The following is a 17,225-nucleotide window of genomic DNA, read 5'->3' on the forward strand; positions in this document are numbered from 1 at the left end:
TCAATATTTAAGTCAATCCTGTAGCGCACCGTAAACATCTGCCCTTCCAACCTTTACTCGTTCACGTTGGCTACATTAGCCAGTAAAAAGCGGCTTACGGTGAATCGAAAGCCTTTTCTTCAGTACTCATACGTTACGCACACTGGAAGTTAAGCCGCATCAATGAGTGTAATACATACAAATACGCTTACTTTCTATTTCTAATACGTTAAACGGCGTTTCGTAGATATCGCTCAAAACCGACGATTGGATCACCTCTTGTACCGTGCCGGTTGCTACTACTTGGCCTCGTTTCAGCGCAATGATGGAATCGGAGTAACAGGATGCAAAATTGATGTCGTGAATCACCACGACCACCGCTTTATTCAACTCATGTGCTAAACGCTGAATGGTGGTCATGATCTGCAATGAGTGTTTGATATCGAGGTTGTTCAATGGTTCATCGAGAAAGATGTAATCGGTATCTTGGGCGATCACCATGGCAATAAAGGCCAGTTGGCGTTGGCCGCCACTCAGTTCGTCTAAGTATTTATCTTCTATCGCTTTAAGATCAAGATATTCGATCGATTGTTCAATCATCGCATGATCGTTGGCCGTTAATTTACCTTGCGAATAAGGAAAACGGCCAAAAGCCACCAGCTCTTTCACGGTAAAACGCATGGTCAGAGTATTGGCTTGACGCAAAACTGATAGCTTTTTAGCCAACGCCTTAGTATCCCAATCAACCAGCTCTTTGCTTTCAATCCAAACTTTACCGCTATCACGGCTAACCAAACGGCTAGCCATCGACAATAAGGTACTTTTTCCTGCACCATTAGGGCCAATAATTGAAGTGACCTTGCCTTTTTCAAACTGCGCACAGGCCTTATCCACAACGGCTTGTTGACCAAACACTTTAGTCAGTTTATCTAGCTGAATCATATGAAATTAAACCATTTTATTGCGTAAAAGGAGGGAGAGAAAATAGAGACCTCCGATGAAATTTACCACCACACTCAGCGTTGTTTCAAACTGGAATACTTTTTCCACCACCCATTGACCTGAAAGCAATGCACACACCGCCATTGCGGAACAGCCAATCAATAAGGTTCGGTGTTGGTATGAACGAAACCACTCGCGCGTTAAGTTAGTGACCAATAAGCCAAAGAACATCACGGGCCCAACTAAAGCGGTAGATATAGCAATTAATACCGCACTGAGCATCAACACATGGTGTGTCACTCGGCGTACATCCACACCTAAACTGACCGCGTTATCGTTATCCAACCATAAAACATCCAACACGCGATGCAGGCGAAACAGGCCAAAGCAAACCAACAGCAGTAACGGTGTCACCCAATACACCAGCTCCACTTTCACGTTGTTGAAGCTGGCAAACATATTGGCCTGTACCGATGAAAAATCATTCGGATCCATCAGCATGATCAAAAAGGAGGAAATGCTGGAAAACAGTTGCCCTAAAATCACGCCTAATAGCAACAACACCATTAAGTTGCTCTGCTGCTTACGAAAATAAAAAGCGAACAACACACTAGAAAAGAGCAACATGGCAGCAACGGACAACGAAAAATTGAGATAAGCATTGAGCGCGTAGCTACTTAGGCCACCAAAAAGAGTCACCACTAACACCTGCACGAACAGGTAGAGCGAATCAAACCCCATGATGCTGGGCGTTAAAATTCGGTTGTGGGTAATGGTTTGAAATGCTAGAGAAGACTGCGCAATGGCAATGCCCGCTAACACCATCGCCAATACTTTGGGTACACGACGAGAAAGAAAATAGTGATAGTTGTCGGCGTTCAATCCAACACCAATAAATAAGCCAGCAAAAAGCAGAGAAGCCAGAACCAGTAACCACAGTTTGCTATGATCACGCAAAGTGATGCTCGCACATACAGACTTACCCATGGCGTTGACCTCGCAGCAGCAACACAATAAATACACTGCCACCGAGAATACTGATGATCATCGAAATCGGCACTTCATAGGGGAAAATAATCAAACGGCCGCCCAAATCACATAGCAGTACCAATAACGCACCGAAAATGGCCGTACGAGGGATATTTTTGCGTAAGTTGTCGCCGTAATAGTGGCTGACTAAATTAGGCACAATCAGCCCTAAAAAAGGCAGTTGGCCGACAATCATCACAACCGTCGCCGACATCACCGATACCAAACAAACGCCAATCACCAGCACTTGCTGATAGTTAAGCCCTAAGTTCACAGCAAAATCTTTACCCATGCCGACGGCCGAAATTCGCGCCGCATATAAATAGCTAAAGAGGGCAACCGGAATCGCAATATAGAGCAGTTCGAAATCCCCTTTCAGCAAGTTGGCAAAATTGGCGATCGTCCAACTAGAAAGGTTTTGTATCGCATCGTATTTATAAGCGATGAAGGACGCGGCAGATTCCACCACATTGCCAAAAATAATGCCGACCAAAGGGACAAAAATGGCATTTTTAAACTGCACGCGCTGGATCAGTTGTACAAACAGCAAAGTGCCCGCAATCGAAACCGAGAAAATAAGCCACAAGCTTTCACCGTGGCCAAAAAAGACTAAGCTCAACACGTAGCCCAGCATGGCGCATTCAATGGTACCGGAGGTAGAAGGCGCGGCAAATCGGTTTTGACTGATTTGCTGCATAATAAGACCCGCGATACTGAGCCCTGCCCCGGCTAAAACAATCGCCAATAAACGTGGTAAACGACTGCTAAAGAGCAGTTGCCAAGCATGGGCATCCCCTTGCAGTAATGCCATTAGTGATAGATTGCCTACCCCCACAAACAATGAAGATAGGCTGACTACCAACAAAGCAAGCAATAACTTTTTCAAAGCTAACCTCTGCTTGTTTGTGGTAAATTATTGAATGTGTACAGCATTTCTAACGTCGCTGATCATCTGCTCTGTAGCGGTGACACCCGAAATGGAGAGGTACCAAGCATTAAGGTCTAAAAACGCCATACTTTTATTTTTGTAGGCCGCAGTCGCTTTGATCAGGTCATTTTCAAACTCTTGGCGAGTGTGACTTTGCCCTTTGTTGACCAACGTATCACGATCAATGATCAATAAGGTTTTAGGATCATGTTCGCGAATAAATTCATAAGAGATTAGATCGCCATGGCGTGTCGCTTTGATGCTATCGACGGTCGTTTTGAATCCAAAATCTTTATACACCGCCGAGAAACGTGATTCAGGCCCGAAAGCGGTAATGTTACCGCCAGAGCTCATCACTGTGAGCGCATCGATTTGGTTGTTCTGATTAAAGCTACGAAGTGCTTGAAACTGCTTATCTAACTCTTCAATTTTAGCTTCCACTTGATCTTCAATCGCAAATACTTTGCCTAGATTACGCCACTGCTGCTGTGTACTCCGCCAGTAACCTTGGCTTGCATCGGCTGCAAAAACGATAGTTGGTGCAATCTTAGATAGCTCGTCATAACTGGTTGCGGCGCGCGGCCCAATCACAATCACATCCGGTTTTTGCATATAAATGGTTTCGAAATCAGGCTCAAATAAAGAACCGGCAGGTGCGTATTTATCGCTGTTGTACTTCGCTAAATAATTCGGCAGTTCAGTCACTTTCGATACCGCGACAGGTTCAATACCAAAGCGATCTAACGTATCTAACGCACCTAAACCAATGATAACCACACGTTGCGGATTTTGCTCGATCGTCGTGGTACCGAGTTGATGATCCACAGAAACTGTTTTAGCACTGAGAGTAAAAGAGGTAAGCAAGCCAAGTGCTGCCAAACTAAACAACGATTTCATATAGGTTCCCATTCAAAATAACTGCGACAGATTTTGATAAGCATTCGCATTAAGTTCGGGTAATATAATCGTTGACCGCCGTTCGAGCAACCCTATTCACATCAAAATCAATTATGATGATCAGAAGCAGCAGGAGTGATGAAAAAGCGAGCACTAACAAGAAATTCGCGCTCGCTTTCTAGGATGAGATAAATGTTATGGGCGTGTCGGGTTAATCGTTAAAGGTTCAAAAGTCACCACCGCGTTACCGCTCGCTCCTGGATGGTCAACATAGCTGGTGTCTTGCATCAAGGTATAAAAGACATCGACAAAATCGTCATCATTGACCAGGAGGCTATTTGGAATAATGTCAATGATCTTACCTGTGATTTGTGGAATAACGGCATAGGCTTGCATTTCTGGATCTGGGATCAACTTGAGGACTTCTGCCGCAGCTTTGACCAACAGTTTCGCCAACTCTTTATAGTCAGTACCGCTATCTTGTTCCATCAAAATAAGATCCGCTGCCCCCCAACGGTAACGAGGCCATTGGATCATTACTTGGTTGGGGAAGTAATCTTGCTTGTCGTAATCCAAATAAGGCATTTCGACTAAATCAATAGTTGGTTCATTTCGACTGGGATTTACGCCTGTAACAATTGCATAGATTTCCGCTTTTCCTGAAATCCACGGTTCTTTGTCATCGGCTAAACGAATTTTTTTCAATACAGTCGTTGAAATAGCCTCAGCACTCTCGTCACTGCTACGTGTCATCGCTTGATGAGTAGCCACGCCACCACTTTCGACTGTACTCAGTGTGGTCGATTGACCCAATGCGTTCATCTGTGCACGCATTGCTTGTAAGCCTGCACGCAATTCTACTTCACTGTTACTATCAACCACGAAAACGGGTACATCCGGCATTTGATATACATCCAGTTGATGCACCTGTCCGTACACATCAAACGCTTCAATATATTGCCAAGACGCATCATTACCTTTGGGCTCAAAAGCAAACAATGGGCTTTGCCCTTCTTGCCACTCTTTAATCATTGACGCATCAGCAATACGCAGTTGCAGCAATTGCTCTGTAAAATCCTCAATGCCTTTCATTGAACGAATTTGCGCGTCTGCTACAACCATCTGTTGACTAAAATCGGAATCAGGCTGCTCTTCAAACAAAGTGGAAACAGAAATGGATAGGTTTTGCGCATTGATTTCAGTTTTAAGTGTGGTTTCAAGCTTGGCGTAGCTTTCACTCAGTTGCAGCGCTAACGCTCTTTTTTGCTGTGCAATCACATCAGCATTGGATTGGCTGGTGCTATTGCTATTAGTTGTCGCTTCTTCAGAGTTGCACCCCATAATAGTGGCCACAAGCAGTAATGAAACGGGTGTTATATATCTCATAATGAACCCTTAATATTTTTAATTACAACATGGAGTAATAGCTCTATATGAAAATACAATATCACCGAATGCTATTCTTTCAAGAAATAAATAGAGTGTTAATTTATATTCTTCCAACAAGATCAAATTATCATTAAGTAAACATTAAATTAAACAATGTTAATATAGCTATTGTTTTACTGGCTAATTATATGATTTTAATAAAAAGAAGTGCAAAAACACTTCTTTTTATTCATTCATTATTCATAAGTTGCATAGAGCTCGACTTGACTATTGGCTTGCTGTGCATTAAGCATCAAATGGACATAACCCGCTTGTGTCACTGGCAGTTCGATATACTCATAGCTATCGGCGCGCTTAGATACTTGATCAAAATGAATCAATGTAGGCCAGTTCTCGCTTGCAGCATAAAGATCGACGTTGTGTACTGAGGTTTGGTCAACTGGTTGGAGCCACACTTTGACTGTATTCATTCCTTCAGGCACATAAATTGCCGCATAGCGAGTCTGATGAATATCCAAGATCATTGGCTGACGATTTTCGAGAACAACAGGTGCTAAATCATCGCTTGGTTTTTGCGTATTATCGGTAATGGCGTAACTTACTTTCGTATTTAATTCAACACGCTGGTAAGCTTCTCTGCCCGTAATACTAAAATAATAGCGACCCGGTAAAACGGTACCATTGGCTTGTTTTTCTAGCGCAATCGTTTCATTACTATGCAGTTCAAAATTTGTTATCTGATAATCATAATAATGCGCAATTTTTTCGTAACTTAAATAAAGGTCAGCATCACCATCACCGCTGATATTAATCGACAATTCACTGACATTATCTGGAACATCAATATAATAGAGTTGTTCACTGTACTGCTCACCCGACAAGGTAACACTCTGCCCTAACGCTAAATAATTCATCGTGTCTTCTGGTTGAATTGGCGGCACAGTCGGATCTTCTGGATTACCACTGCCCGTTGTCAAAGTGTCTAACCAAGTTGAAAATTCGCTGTCTAGGCTTTTGCCAATCCGTTTGACTTGCTCAGCCCACGCTTTGAAATCGCCACTACGTGATAACGCTAGTAATTGATCCACTTCATTTGGATGATTTTCCAACATAAAACGAACCGCTAAATAGCCCCAGCGATAAATTTGATTGGTGTCATTTTGATAAGTAGTGCCCAGCACTTGCGTGAGGCTCAGTTTTTTCTCAGCAATTAAGTCTACCGCCGCTTGGTAGCCTTTTTTATAGTGCATGTATTCAGCGAAGCCTTCCAACCACCACACGATATGGCCTTCACTTAAATTGAGAGAAAACGAACCGTACTGATTGTAACGTCCGTCCAAATAATGCACATATTCATGCTCTAAATTGAGAATAGATAACGCCTCATCCTGCGCATATCGATAAGCAACAAAGCGCGCGGTGTTGTTGGCATCGGCCGGGTTGCCTTCAAGGTATTGCCCGCCGTTGTTGGTAGTATTGCCAAACAAGAAGTTGGAATAACTGACATAACTTTCGTTGCTATCAAATACCACCACTTCCACTTGTTGATTGAGATCATCGGCCACGGGCGTGAAACCAGTATTTACCACGGTATGGAAATCGGCTTCTTTCTTATTCAACACCTGACACGCTTGCTCTGCTTGTTGGGATGTTAAGCTTTGTGAGCGGATAATAGCAGGCCCATCGCATTGATGGCGATTTGGCATGATACGCTGTTCAAGTTGCTGCTTAGCTTGCGTTAAATTAAGCGTTTCCAATGTCTCAGGGGCGTAGTAAGAAAGCATTTCAACCGCAGCAATCCAGAGTTTATCGCTACGTCCACCCAGCGGGTAACGTTCCAATACTTTTTCTAAAATCGCAATAACTCGGGTTTTGGTGTTTGGGTAAGGGCTAACCAGTAAGCGCCCTGTTTCACGCACCGCATTGTACAAAATGAAATCGGCATCAGTTCCTAACGCCCAATCATGTTCAGTGGCAAAACGATACAGTGTCTCCAAATATTCTGGATGGGCTTCAATATGTTGATAAAAATCATCACGTGAGGTATGCCCGCTCATTGAGCGGAACAAATTATTTAAACCATCAACAAACTGCACATCTTGCGCCGTTTGTGGGCTAAAGGCATCCAATAACACGATGAAATTCGCCATCGTTAAAGGTAGGCGTTTCACGTTATCGACCATTAACGTTAAGCTCGACATGGCCGCCACTTGTTCACGACCTAAGCTCAAACTATAAGGCGATAACATAAACTGGTTAATCGTATCCGCAATAGCATTACTCAATTGGTCCGAATAATCACCAAAATCTTGTTTTACACCATAGCGCACATAATACGCGGCACGGATAAACTCCCCTAAGTTAGCGATAGACTTGGCTTGTGCTTCCGTCCCTTTATATTGCGAAATCTCTAACGCCAGCGCTCGGTTAATGCTGTCTATACTATTTTCACTGTATAGACCCAAGATGGCATTACTATCGGTATAAAACCACGAGTTATAACAGGCAGGTTGTGCATTTTTAATCGCTAAAATAGGCTCTTGTGCTTGCGTGATATCATTAAACTGGCAGGCATTTGATGCATAAGAAAGAGATGGTAACCCCGCTAGCGATAATGCCAATAGTAAAGCGTTAGGTTTAAGGCTTGGGGATTGAATAAATGGGACAGGAAATGTCATCATAGTTACAACTCTATAAATTATATTAATAAATGAGCTGCGACTTATACCAGCGCCAGATTCATTAGATGAAACATGGCGCATAGAAACCAAGACCTTACTTCAAAAAAGAATCAGCCTAATGTGAGAGCAATCGATTAACCAATGGATATTAAATATCAATGCATTACTAATTTTTTCCACCACTAACTAAGTAATAGGATACACAGTACATTGAGTACCAATCACATGAGTAATGGTTTGCGGCTCAATCATTTGCCAACCACTTTCACTGTCAAGGGGTTCTGACGCAACCACCATATTATCGCCTTCGCTTTTACTAAACACGGTCGGCGGATGACCATCAGAGCTATAACGCACTAACCAAAAATCTTGCCCATCAGAGATACAAATCGAAGCTTTAAAAGGTGTCTCTATCTGTTTCTCCGCCAAAGCCTGTGCAATTTGATCAATCGTGGTCGTAATGGCGTGTACTGGCTGACGGTGTAACCCATTACTCATCATCAATAAAAAAATCAATTCACTATCTGTTGTTCCAACACGTTTGACGTATAGCGATTCCGGTAACTGCCGTTCTAAGGCGAATTTCACTTTTTCAAACTCACCAATTTGCCCGTTATGTAAAAACATCCAGTTATCCAAAATAAACGGATGACAGTTAGAACGGGAAACCTGCGTTCCGGTGGACGAACGCACATGCGCCATAAAACGGTGAGAACGTATGTGATGCGTTAAGGATCGCAGGTTTTCATCTCCCCAAGCGGGTAAGACCTCATGAAACTGCCCGGGGGTAGTTCGTTCGGTATACCAACCCAATCCAAACCCATCAGCATTGACACGGGTGACCGCTTTACGCGCTTCTAAACTTTGGTGCACGAGAGAGTGTTCCGGTTGATAAACCAGTTGATCGAGGTAGATAGGAGTTCCTTGGTAGGCGAGCCAGCGGCACATAATGCAAACATTCCAAAATAATCAGTCACTGATTTCAATAAAGCATGTTTGCTCAACGGCTGCAAGGTGTCCAAGCAACGATACCTTGGCCACTTAGCTCACCAACACCACGAATTAATCACTCTAAATGCAGCTTAATTGGTGAATTATTTATTGTTCTAAGATCACATTTTAGGGGGATTCATATTATTAAAAATACGAAACCTATTATTAGTCATTGTTAGTTTTTAATAAAAATTCACTTTCGATTGAATTCGAACCTATGACTTTATTTATCCAAACAATTTCATCTTCATCATTAAAAATAAAAGACAAATCCATCAATTATTAATTCTAAATTTAAGAATAAAGAGCCAACATATTTATCAATTAAAAACAAACCAAATGTTAACCGTTTGTGTTTAAAATATGATGGCATTTGGAAATAACCATTATTTACACTTGCTATGTGTATAACTGATATATAGATTGTTACAAATAATTCACACATTATATGGATATACTGTGAAACATTTAATTTATTTTTTATTAATTAGTTACTCATCAATTAGCCTTGCTCAATCTTCAGTTGATGATGAACGTTTGCTCGCCTCATTAATCAAACGAGGTGTGATATGTGAAGGGCTGACATCAGAGCAGCAACAGCAAGCACTCACTCTTTATTTACAAAAAAAACACCACAAAGAAAAGTCTCTCAATTCGACAACTCATCAAGAAGAAGCGTGTATCTCTCCGCCAAAGAGTGACTAAATCACCCGTTCAATCTTCACTGAATAATACTCAGAAAACTTGCCTAGATAAGAATATACCAGCCATTAATTGCATTCATAAATTCTATTTTATGGTGACAAAAGCCATCTATTCTCTATAGCGTTCCGTCGTATGTAAATCCGTTCAGTGAAATTGTTAATACCATAAATACAGAAAGAAAAATAAGGAAAGCAGATGAAAAACATAAGAAAAACATTGCTTGCGTCAGCAATGGTAACACTATTTAGCGTCAATACTTATGCGCACACCCCAATTGATTTAGGAGTGGTCAATGAAGATAAACTCATTGAAATGTTAGTGCGTAACGGTGTTGTGGATACCAATGCTACCGATGCAATCAAGCGCGATGCCTTGGATCGTTATTTGGAGCAGAAAATCAAATCAGGCTTCCACGGCGATGCGCAGTTTGATAAGCAAGCTCTTGAGCAACGCGCACGGGTATTAAAGACGATTGAAAAACAAAAAGGCCAACAAAAAGCCAGCGTTTTTGCTCTCGATATCAGCACCAAACGTACCGATAAGGTGTTAGCGCTTTTAATAGATTTTCCCGATTTACCTTGGAACGATAACCGCCTGACCAAAGAGCACACTGAAATGCTCTATGCCAGCTACAATCCATCACACTATCAAGATCTGCTCTTCTCCAATACAGGTTATGTCGGTCCTAATGGAGAAAATTTCATCTCGATGCGTCAGTACTATGAAAGTGAATCTGGGCAAAGCTATAGTGTGGCTGGACAAGCCGCAGGTTGGTATCGCGCTTCAAAAAATGCAGCGTATTATGGCGGCAATTCTGAAATAAATAGCAATGATATTAATGTACGTGAATTGGTACGTGAAGCACTGAACCAACTAGCACAAGACCCTAGTATTAACCTTGCCGATTACGATATCGAAGATCGCTACGACTACAACGGTAATGGCAACTTCCGCGAGCCAGACGGCGTAATTGATCACTTGATGATATTCCACTCATCTGTTGGTGAGGAAGCAGGCGGCGGTGCTCTAGGAGCTGATGCTATCTGGTCACATCGCTATAACTTGGGCCAATATCATGTGCTGAAAGGGACAAAAAGCGCGCTTCCAGATCGCTTTAACGGCCAATATGCTGCATTTGATTACACCATACAACCCATTGATGCGGCCGCTGGAGTGTGCGCGCACGAGTATGGCCACGACTTAGGTTTACCTGACGAATACGATACCCAATATACAGGTAAAGGTGAGCCAGTTTCCTATTGGTCTATCATGTCTTCTGGCAGTTGGGCTGGGGAAATTGGCGGAACACAACCCACTGCATTCAGCTCTTGGTCTAAACAGTTCTTACAAAAAGCGATCGGTGGACGTTGGATCAATGATGATCACATTTCGATTGCAGAGTTAGAGAAAAATCCTCGCGTATTCACCCTTTTCCAAACCACGGATAATGCACGACCTAATATGGTAAAAGTTGATTTACCAATGAAACGTATCGAAGGGGTACCACCCTATCTAGGGTCGTTTGCTTTTTATTCAAATAAGGGTGATGACCTGAAAAATAGCATGTCTCGTAAACTGTCTATCCCTACAGGTGAACAAGCCACGCTGAATTTCAAAGCATGGTATCAGATTGAAAAAGACTACGACTTTGCGCGCGTACTGATCAATGGCAAAGCGATTGCAGGTAACATCACCACCATGGATGACCCGTACAGTACTGGGCTTGTACCTGCTATTGCTGGTCAGTCAAACGGTTGGGTCGATGCGATATTTGACGTCTCCCAATGGGCCGGCCAAGAAGTGACTCTCAGTTTTGACTATGTCACCGATGGCGGCTTAGCTATGGAAGGTTTGTACCTTGATAACTTACAGCTAGAAGTCGATGGACAGCAAACCCTCATTGATGATGCAGAGGGAATATCCACCTTTACCTTTAAGGGTTACACCACCAACGATGGCTTCCATGAAGCCGCACATTATTATCTGCTCCAATGGCGTAGTCACAATGACGTTGACCAAGGTTTAGCCAATATTAAACGTATGGGTCAACTCATGACCTTCGAACCCGGTCTGCTGGTGTGGTATGTGGATAAATCTTACGCGGATAACTGGGTAGGCAAACATCCAGGTGAAGGTTGGTTAGGTGTCGTCGATGCGGATCAAAACGCATTGGTTTGGTCAAAAACCGGTGAAGCCGCACAAACGCGCTTCCAAGTGCGAGATGCTACTTTCTCACTGCGCGATCAAACCCCTCTTCGTTTAGTCGCTGCCGATGGTAATGTACTTGAAGACACAAGCTTAATCGCTAATGGTAATTTTTATGATGGCGCAGATTACAGCTCGCCATTAGTGCCAGATGCTGGGCGTAAGTTAACGGAATTTGGCTTGATGATCGACATCCTCAACCAAGGTCAAGACAATGAGTACGCCGTAATTCGCTTATCAAAAGTCAACGAACAAAACCAAGCCCCTATCGCTAACTTTGAGCTAAAAACCGACGGTTTATCTGTCACCGCTCTCAACTACAGCCATGATGAAGATGGAGAGCTAGTCAGTTACGCATGGGATTTTGGTAACGGACAAATGAGCAACGAAATAGCTCCAAGCTGGAATTATACTCAGGCAGGGCAATACACCGTAAGCCTAACCGTCACCGATGATAAAAGCGCAACCAACACCACAACGCGCACAATACAGGTTGAAGTGCCAAATGCATTACCGCAAGCCAGTGCTGAGTATGTCCACCTGGGACGCTGGGTAACCATGTGGTCGACCAGCAGCGATAGTGATGGGCGTATTGTCGATACCGAATGGACACTACCGAATGGAAAAATAAAACGTGGTAAATTTTTCAGCGCCATTTTCCCAAGCTATGGAAAACATGAAGTAAAAATCAAAGTGATGGACGACAAAGGGGCCATTGTGACTAAAATCATCGAGGTGAATTTGTAACCGCCTATTCTATTTTCTCTTAGAAAACTTGAGCGCGACTTCGGTCGCGCTCTTCTTTATTGGATAAACAGAATCAAAGCAATTGATCGCGTAACCTTTCTAACGCCTCGACGCGTTTGAGTTGTTTGGCCTCAAACGTTTGGGTACGCAGTTGCGTAATTTGCTGACTTTTTTCATCTTGGCTCAAGCGCGTATTTTCAAGCACTGCCGAACGCTGTTGTAGATAGTTTTCGAGATGCTGAGAAAACTGCTCTCGCTGCTCACTAAGCTGCGTTAACCGCTGTGCTCCTTTTTCGCCAACCAACTCGTTCCAAGCTAAGTATTGCTCTTGCGTGGACAAATGGCGACTGGCGTTGAGCGTTGGCAGTAATTGTACATTGCGTTCACTGCGCTGAATGTATTCTGGCTGCTGCGCTAATAGCGTTTGCCACTGCTGCTGCTCATCATATGAATCCACTGCTTGAGCTTTAATGCGCAGCTTTTCTAAGGCTAAATTTCGTAACGCATTCTCTTCACCAAACAACATACTTTGCTGATCAACGTTAAAAAATTGACTTTGTATTTTCAGTAACTGCTGATTGATCCCAGCTAAAGTAGAAAGATCGAGATTGGCGATGGAAGAATTAGCCTCTAACGAGGTTAGCGCCTGTTTATATTGAATAAATTGCTCAAAAAGCATTGGGTCGATAACAATACCTTCATCCTGCTCAGCATATTGCGCGATGCGCTGCTCAACCTCAGCCAATGAGCTCTCTCCTAATGTGGAGATAAAATAGTGAATTAAATCAAGACTCGATGCACTGTCTATCTGCGTATCTTGTTGAGATGACGTTTGTAACGCGCTCTGTGGTAATACTGACTTTTGCAGAAAAAGCACCGCACCGATGCTCCCCAAGATGATCACGATAAAACCAAATAGTGCGGGCTTTTTCATAGCCAATCCTTATAAAGTTTGATGTTACAAAACTTGAAACTATAAACCTCGAAACTATAAACCTCGAAACTATAAACCTTGAAGCTTCAATCGATTAGCGTGCTGGCGATACAAGGTAACGGGGTCAGTTTCAAAAAGGTGGTGTATCCCAAGCAAGCCGTTAACTTCATCTAAGTGGTTCATTTGGTAATCATCGCGGATCACTTTGCCTAAATGTGCGCTGCACACCCCCACTAAACCATCATTAGGACCATTAAAGACAAGCCCAGTCAACATCATCGCAGCATCGGTTGGGTCAAGGAGGTTGGTAAAGGTCGCAGACCCTGTCCACGAATAGTAATAAACACCATTGCCAGCCAGTAATTCACCATCACCACATTCACTGCTTGGAACGCCTTCCGGGTAGTGTTGATTAAACGTTAGCGAACCTTGGGTAGTTAAGGCTTCTAAGGAGGCTAAAGGATCTTGATCTAGGTTACTTCCCCCAGAAAGAAGGCCAATCAAACCCGCCAGACCTTGCGCCATTTTGACGGCAATCGCTTCAGAAATGGAGCCCTCTTTAATATGCCCACGCACTAAATCTGCAACGATTGAGCCTTTATTCGCGCCACCAATACTAGTCACGGACGCCACAAGATCGGGCCGGACCGATGCAACATAACGAGCGGTTGGGGCCCCATGACTATGACCAATCAGATTCACTTTTTGAGCGCCCGTGGCGGCTAAAAGTGACTCCACTTGTTGCAATAGTTGTTCACCTCTCAGCTCCGAGCTGTTGGTTGCGGAGACTTGAGCCACGTAGACCTTTGCACCATCTTTCGTCAGTGATTGTGGGATGCCGTAGAAATAATCGACTCCGGCCAGGGTATCAAAACCAAATAAGCCATGAACCAAAACAATAGGATACTGGGTTTGGGTATAGCCTGTCTTACTTAACCCCACAGTGCTGGTTGCCGCCAGCGCCGTGGTACTCAGCAGACAAAAAGCAGCAATAATAATCGTTCTTTTCAAAGTAAATTCCTTCTTATTGTAGTGCTCTGGCTTTTAGTGCGATATACGGCTATTTCTACCCTCACCACACCAGAGATTAGACCTCTGAGGAGCACTCTAACTGTAGAAGAAAACGCATTCATTTCATGGCGGCTTGTCAGCTTCGTGAATGAATCGAAAAAAACAACAGATAAATTTAACATTGCATTAACAAAAAAGAGCACTCACGTTTTAGCTAACCAAGCCAAAAGAATGAGTGCTCTTTACTACTAAATTATTAACGGATCGCGCTATTTTAAAATAAATTGAATACCATCGGCTAACCAGCCTTCAGACCACACCTTGACTTGCCTAATTGCCGATCCGGCTGGCAACTCAAACACTTCATCGTGGGTGCTGATTGCGAAGTTTTTTGACCCCACAATTTTAGTTGAACCATCATCAAGCTTAAAAGCCATACGGAGTAAATGGTTACCGCCGTACTTAAACTCACCCGAAGTCACGGTTATTTGTGTCACGCGTTTCAGATCAATTTCTGTCAAACTGCCACTTCCGCCACCTTGCATCGCATTGGCTTGCGTACCAATCGCATCAATCGCAGCGCCATGGCGAATATACAGTATTCCCGATTGACCAACATCTTGTAATGCCAATGAACCCGATGTAAATCCAAATACGGCCGATTCACTATCTGAATGAAATACGTTGGTGTAAGCGGTAATGGTGCGCACACTTACCTGCTCATTGCCATCAGCATACAAACCTAACTTACCGCTTGTTTTATCATGGCCAAGCAACTCATGAGAGAAAACATTACTCAGCTTATCGCTGTTTTCTATCCATTCCCAACGCTGACTTAAACTTGAGTTACAGGTTTGTAATTGACCCAGCGATTGTCCATCCAAACATTGGTGGATGTCATTTGCACTCACATAGCGACCTAACTGATCATAAATAAAAGATTGTGAGTTTTTGGTTTCATCACAGCTTGAAGCAGAGAGCGCGCCATCATCAGCCACATCGACGCAACGATTATTAAAGCTGCCCAATTGCAAATTCACTGGACGACCACCTGTGAATACTGGGTGCTCCCAATCGACAGTGAAGCTAGCACTTTTGCTCACTCTGCGACGCGTCGCATTTTCAAAACCATGGTAGGACTGATGCGCACCTACCACATAATAATGCTTATAAGCACCGTTATAAATGGGACGAATATTGACCGAAGAATCAATGGTGAACTCTGTTGTGCCAGTCGCATCAGGAGCCGCTTTATAGATCACATCCATTTTCGGTACAAAGCTTGCGTAACCAATCGGGTTAATGCGGTTGGTATCCACGGGATAAGTATTGACCCACAGCGCATCCGTTGAGCGATTTAACATCGATTCCGCGGTCGCATACTGGCTACGATTCCATTTGAAGCTGACGTTTTGCGCGTTCTTGGTACTACGTTCAACCCGATAATCATGCGTTTTAAAGGTTAACCAACGGCTTTGGTTGTAACTAGCATTGGCTTCTAACTTTCCTTTCGGTCCATCAGCACTAACCTCAACCCCGCCACTAACGCCCAATTGGAAGCCAGATATCTCTTTAACTTCATACTCTGCATTGAGATTTTCTCTCGGGAACGTTTTTAAAATCTGTGCTTTGTTGTTCGAAGAGTTAAATACAAATTGGTAGTCTTGAGCGATGGCATCGGTCGACCAGTCTCGGAAATAAGCATCTAATGTCGTGTAATCAGCACCCGATTGACGATAATCAAGACGATCATTGAGATGAATTCCCGCACCCGTTGTATCATCATCTAAGCTGATGCGAACAATTTTCGCGTCCGGCGTCGCAGAACCAATCGTGCCATATTGTAATGAACGCTCTAAATTAACTCGATAAATCAACGAGATATTAGGGTTATCGCAAAACACTCGCGTACCTCGATCCCAAAGATGCGAGTTCTTAAACGTACATTCATTATCAGTAATAGGCCGATTGACATTCAAATAAAAGGCAACGTGTGGCAAAGAGTTCGTTTCTGAACCACTATTTGACACCATGCTAGCCGTACTACGGCGCTGGCGAGAATGGGTAATTTGAGCGGCTTCCAATAGACTAATGTTGGGATCATTCTCGTCATCTAACGGTGTGAACAACAATTCTCCTTTGTGTTCACTGATGATCAAAAAGTCACTGGCAAACGCTAAGCCCAATTTTTTCCTGAGCAGGGCTTTCGCCTCTGTCTTTTGCGAGTCACCTTCAATCGTACTGAAATCGACAAAATAGCGCATATGTTGGTTCAGTACATCGTCACGGATCTGCATTAGTGTCGGGGGTTCAACGGCTTCTTGTAGCCAGTAGCTTGCATTGAAGTAGTTGATTTGGCTGTTATCCTGAAGCTCACTGAACATTTCAATGGCTAAACCTTGTGGCTGATGCATATCAGCTTGAGCGGTGTTCCATACCAAGCATGACAGAATAGCAATAGCGCTAAGTGCTTTTCTTTTGTTTATTAACATATAAACCTCTAAGCATTTATTATTTCAGGTTTTATTTATCTTAATAAAACCCATTATTTTATTTTTCATACACGTCTAGATTCGAAGTTAGTGATATAAAGCTGTTCGTCTTATTCCCATTAGAATGGTCACTAGTGAATAGCAATACATCTATCAATAAGGATTGAGAAGTAAAAAAAATGTTAATTTGACTTGAAATCACAATAATCTAGATTACTTTTTATACTGATTGACGAGCTTTTATATTGTTGATAATTTTATAAAGCTATCATCAATGAACATTAGAATGAAAT

The 17,225-nt window shown here is 43.0% G+C and carries 12 protein-coding genes; 2 read left to right on the forward strand and 10 right to left on the reverse strand.

Going from position 1 to position 17,225, the window contains the following annotated elements; genetic code table 11:
• Positions 1–159 precede the first annotated feature (159 nt).
• The 7 genes from vctC to CCZ37_RS17990 all read right to left on the reverse strand — a co-directional run bounded on the left by vctC (position 160) and on the right by CCZ37_RS17990 (position 8,793).
• A complete protein-coding gene (gene vctC / locus CCZ37_RS17960) occupies positions 160–921 on the reverse strand; it encodes an iron chelate ABC transporter ATP-binding protein VctC (protein WP_094501862.1) in 762 nt (253 codons plus the stop codon).
• A 6-nt stretch (positions 922–927) separates the two neighbouring features.
• Positions 928–1,878: an iron chelate uptake ABC transporter permease subunit VctG gene (vctG, locus tag CCZ37_RS17965; protein WP_094502182.1), complete on the reverse strand. Its 951-nt coding sequence runs from the start codon at positions 1,876–1,878 to the stop codon at positions 928–930.
• Positions 1,879–1,900: 22 nt separating this feature from the next.
• A complete protein-coding gene (vctD, locus tag CCZ37_RS17970) occupies positions 1,901–2,836 on the reverse strand; it encodes an iron chelate uptake ABC transporter permease subunit VctD (RefSeq protein ID WP_094501864.1) in 936 nt (311 codons plus the stop codon).
• Between the two features lie 27 nt (positions 2,837–2,863).
• On the reverse strand, positions 2,864–3,775 hold the full coding sequence (locus CCZ37_RS17975; protein ID WP_208613951.1) for a siderophore ABC transporter substrate-binding protein: 912 nt from the start codon (positions 3,773–3,775) through the stop codon (positions 2,864–2,866).
• 195 nt (positions 3,776–3,970) lie between these two features.
• Positions 3,971–5,161: a DUF3103 domain-containing protein gene (locus CCZ37_RS17980; protein ID WP_094501868.1), complete on the reverse strand. Its 1,191-nt coding sequence runs from the start codon at positions 5,159–5,161 to the stop codon at positions 3,971–3,973.
• 239 nt (positions 5,162–5,400) lie between these two features.
• Positions 5,401–7,842, reverse strand: a complete 2,442-nt coding sequence (locus tag CCZ37_RS17985) for a M9 family metallopeptidase (RefSeq protein WP_422641344.1) — start codon at positions 7,840–7,842, stop codon at positions 5,401–5,403.
• Positions 7,843–8,031: 189 nt separating this feature from the next.
• A complete protein-coding gene (locus CCZ37_RS17990) occupies positions 8,032–8,793 on the reverse strand; it encodes a class II glutamine amidotransferase (RefSeq protein ID WP_094501872.1) in 762 nt (253 codons plus the stop codon).
• A 504-nt stretch (positions 8,794–9,297) separates the two neighbouring features.
• Here CCZ37_RS17990 and CCZ37_RS17995 point away from each other — a divergent pair.
• Positions 9,298–9,543, forward strand: a complete 246-nt coding sequence (locus tag CCZ37_RS17995; RefSeq protein ID WP_094501874.1) for a hypothetical protein — start codon at positions 9,298–9,300, stop codon at positions 9,541–9,543.
• Between the two features lie 195 nt (positions 9,544–9,738).
• On the forward strand, positions 9,739–12,495 hold the full coding sequence (locus CCZ37_RS18000; RefSeq protein ID WP_094501876.1) for an immune inhibitor A domain-containing protein: 2,757 nt from the start codon (positions 9,739–9,741) through the stop codon (positions 12,493–12,495).
• Positions 12,496–12,568: 73 nt separating this feature from the next.
• Here CCZ37_RS18000 and CCZ37_RS18005 read toward each other — a convergent pair whose 3' ends face one another.
• The 3 genes from CCZ37_RS18005 to CCZ37_RS18015 form a co-directional block, all read right to left on the reverse strand.
• Positions 12,569–13,429: a lipase secretion chaperone gene (locus CCZ37_RS18005; protein WP_094501878.1), complete on the reverse strand. Its 861-nt coding sequence runs from the start codon at positions 13,427–13,429 to the stop codon at positions 12,569–12,571.
• A 69-nt stretch (positions 13,430–13,498) separates the two neighbouring features.
• Positions 13,499–14,440 (reverse strand): lipase family alpha/beta hydrolase, encoded by a 942-nt coding sequence (locus tag CCZ37_RS18010; RefSeq protein ID WP_094501880.1) that lies wholly within the window; start codon positions 14,438–14,440, stop codon positions 13,499–13,501.
• Between the two features lie 269 nt (positions 14,441–14,709).
• Entirely contained in the window at positions 14,710–16,932 is a 2,223-nt protein-coding gene (locus CCZ37_RS18015; RefSeq protein ID WP_094501882.1) for a leukocidin family pore-forming toxin, read from the reverse strand.
• Positions 16,933–17,225 lie beyond the last annotated feature (293 nt).

Origin of the sequence: Vibrio qinghaiensis (genome assembly GCF_002257545.1) — a bacterium.
GTDB lineage: Bacteria > Pseudomonadota > Gammaproteobacteria > Enterobacterales > Vibrionaceae > Vibrio > Vibrio ordalii.

Bases quoted from the DNA above. Each gene is read 5' to 3' on its own strand.
- vctC (WP_094501862.1), bottom strand. From the start codon at position 921: ATGATTCAGCTAGATAAACTGACTAAAGTGTTTGGTCAACAAGCCGTT.
- CCZ37_RS17975 (WP_208613951.1), bottom strand. From the start codon at position 3,775: ATGAAATCGTTGTTTAGTTTGGCAGCACTTGGCTTGCTTACCTCTTTT.
- CCZ37_RS17980 (WP_094501868.1), bottom strand. From the start codon at position 5,161: ATGAGATATATAACACCCGTTTCATTACTGCTTGTGGCCACTATTATG.
- CCZ37_RS17985 (WP_422641344.1), bottom strand. From the start codon at position 7,842: ATGACATTTCCTGTCCCATTTATTCAATCCCCAAGCCTTAAACCTAAC.
- CCZ37_RS17990 (WP_094501872.1), bottom strand. From the start codon at position 8,793: ATGTGCCGCTGGCTCGCCTACCAAGGAACTCCTATCTACCTCGATCAA.
- CCZ37_RS18000 (WP_094501876.1), top strand. From the start codon at position 9,739: ATGAAAAACATAAGAAAAACATTGCTTGCGTCAGCAATGGTAACACTA.
- CCZ37_RS18005 (WP_094501878.1), bottom strand. From the start codon at position 13,429: ATGAAAAAGCCCGCACTATTTGGTTTTATCGTGATCATCTTGGGGAGC.
- CCZ37_RS18015 (WP_094501882.1), bottom strand. From the start codon at position 16,932: ATGTTAATAAACAAAAGAAAAGCACTTAGCGCTATTGCTATTCTGTCA.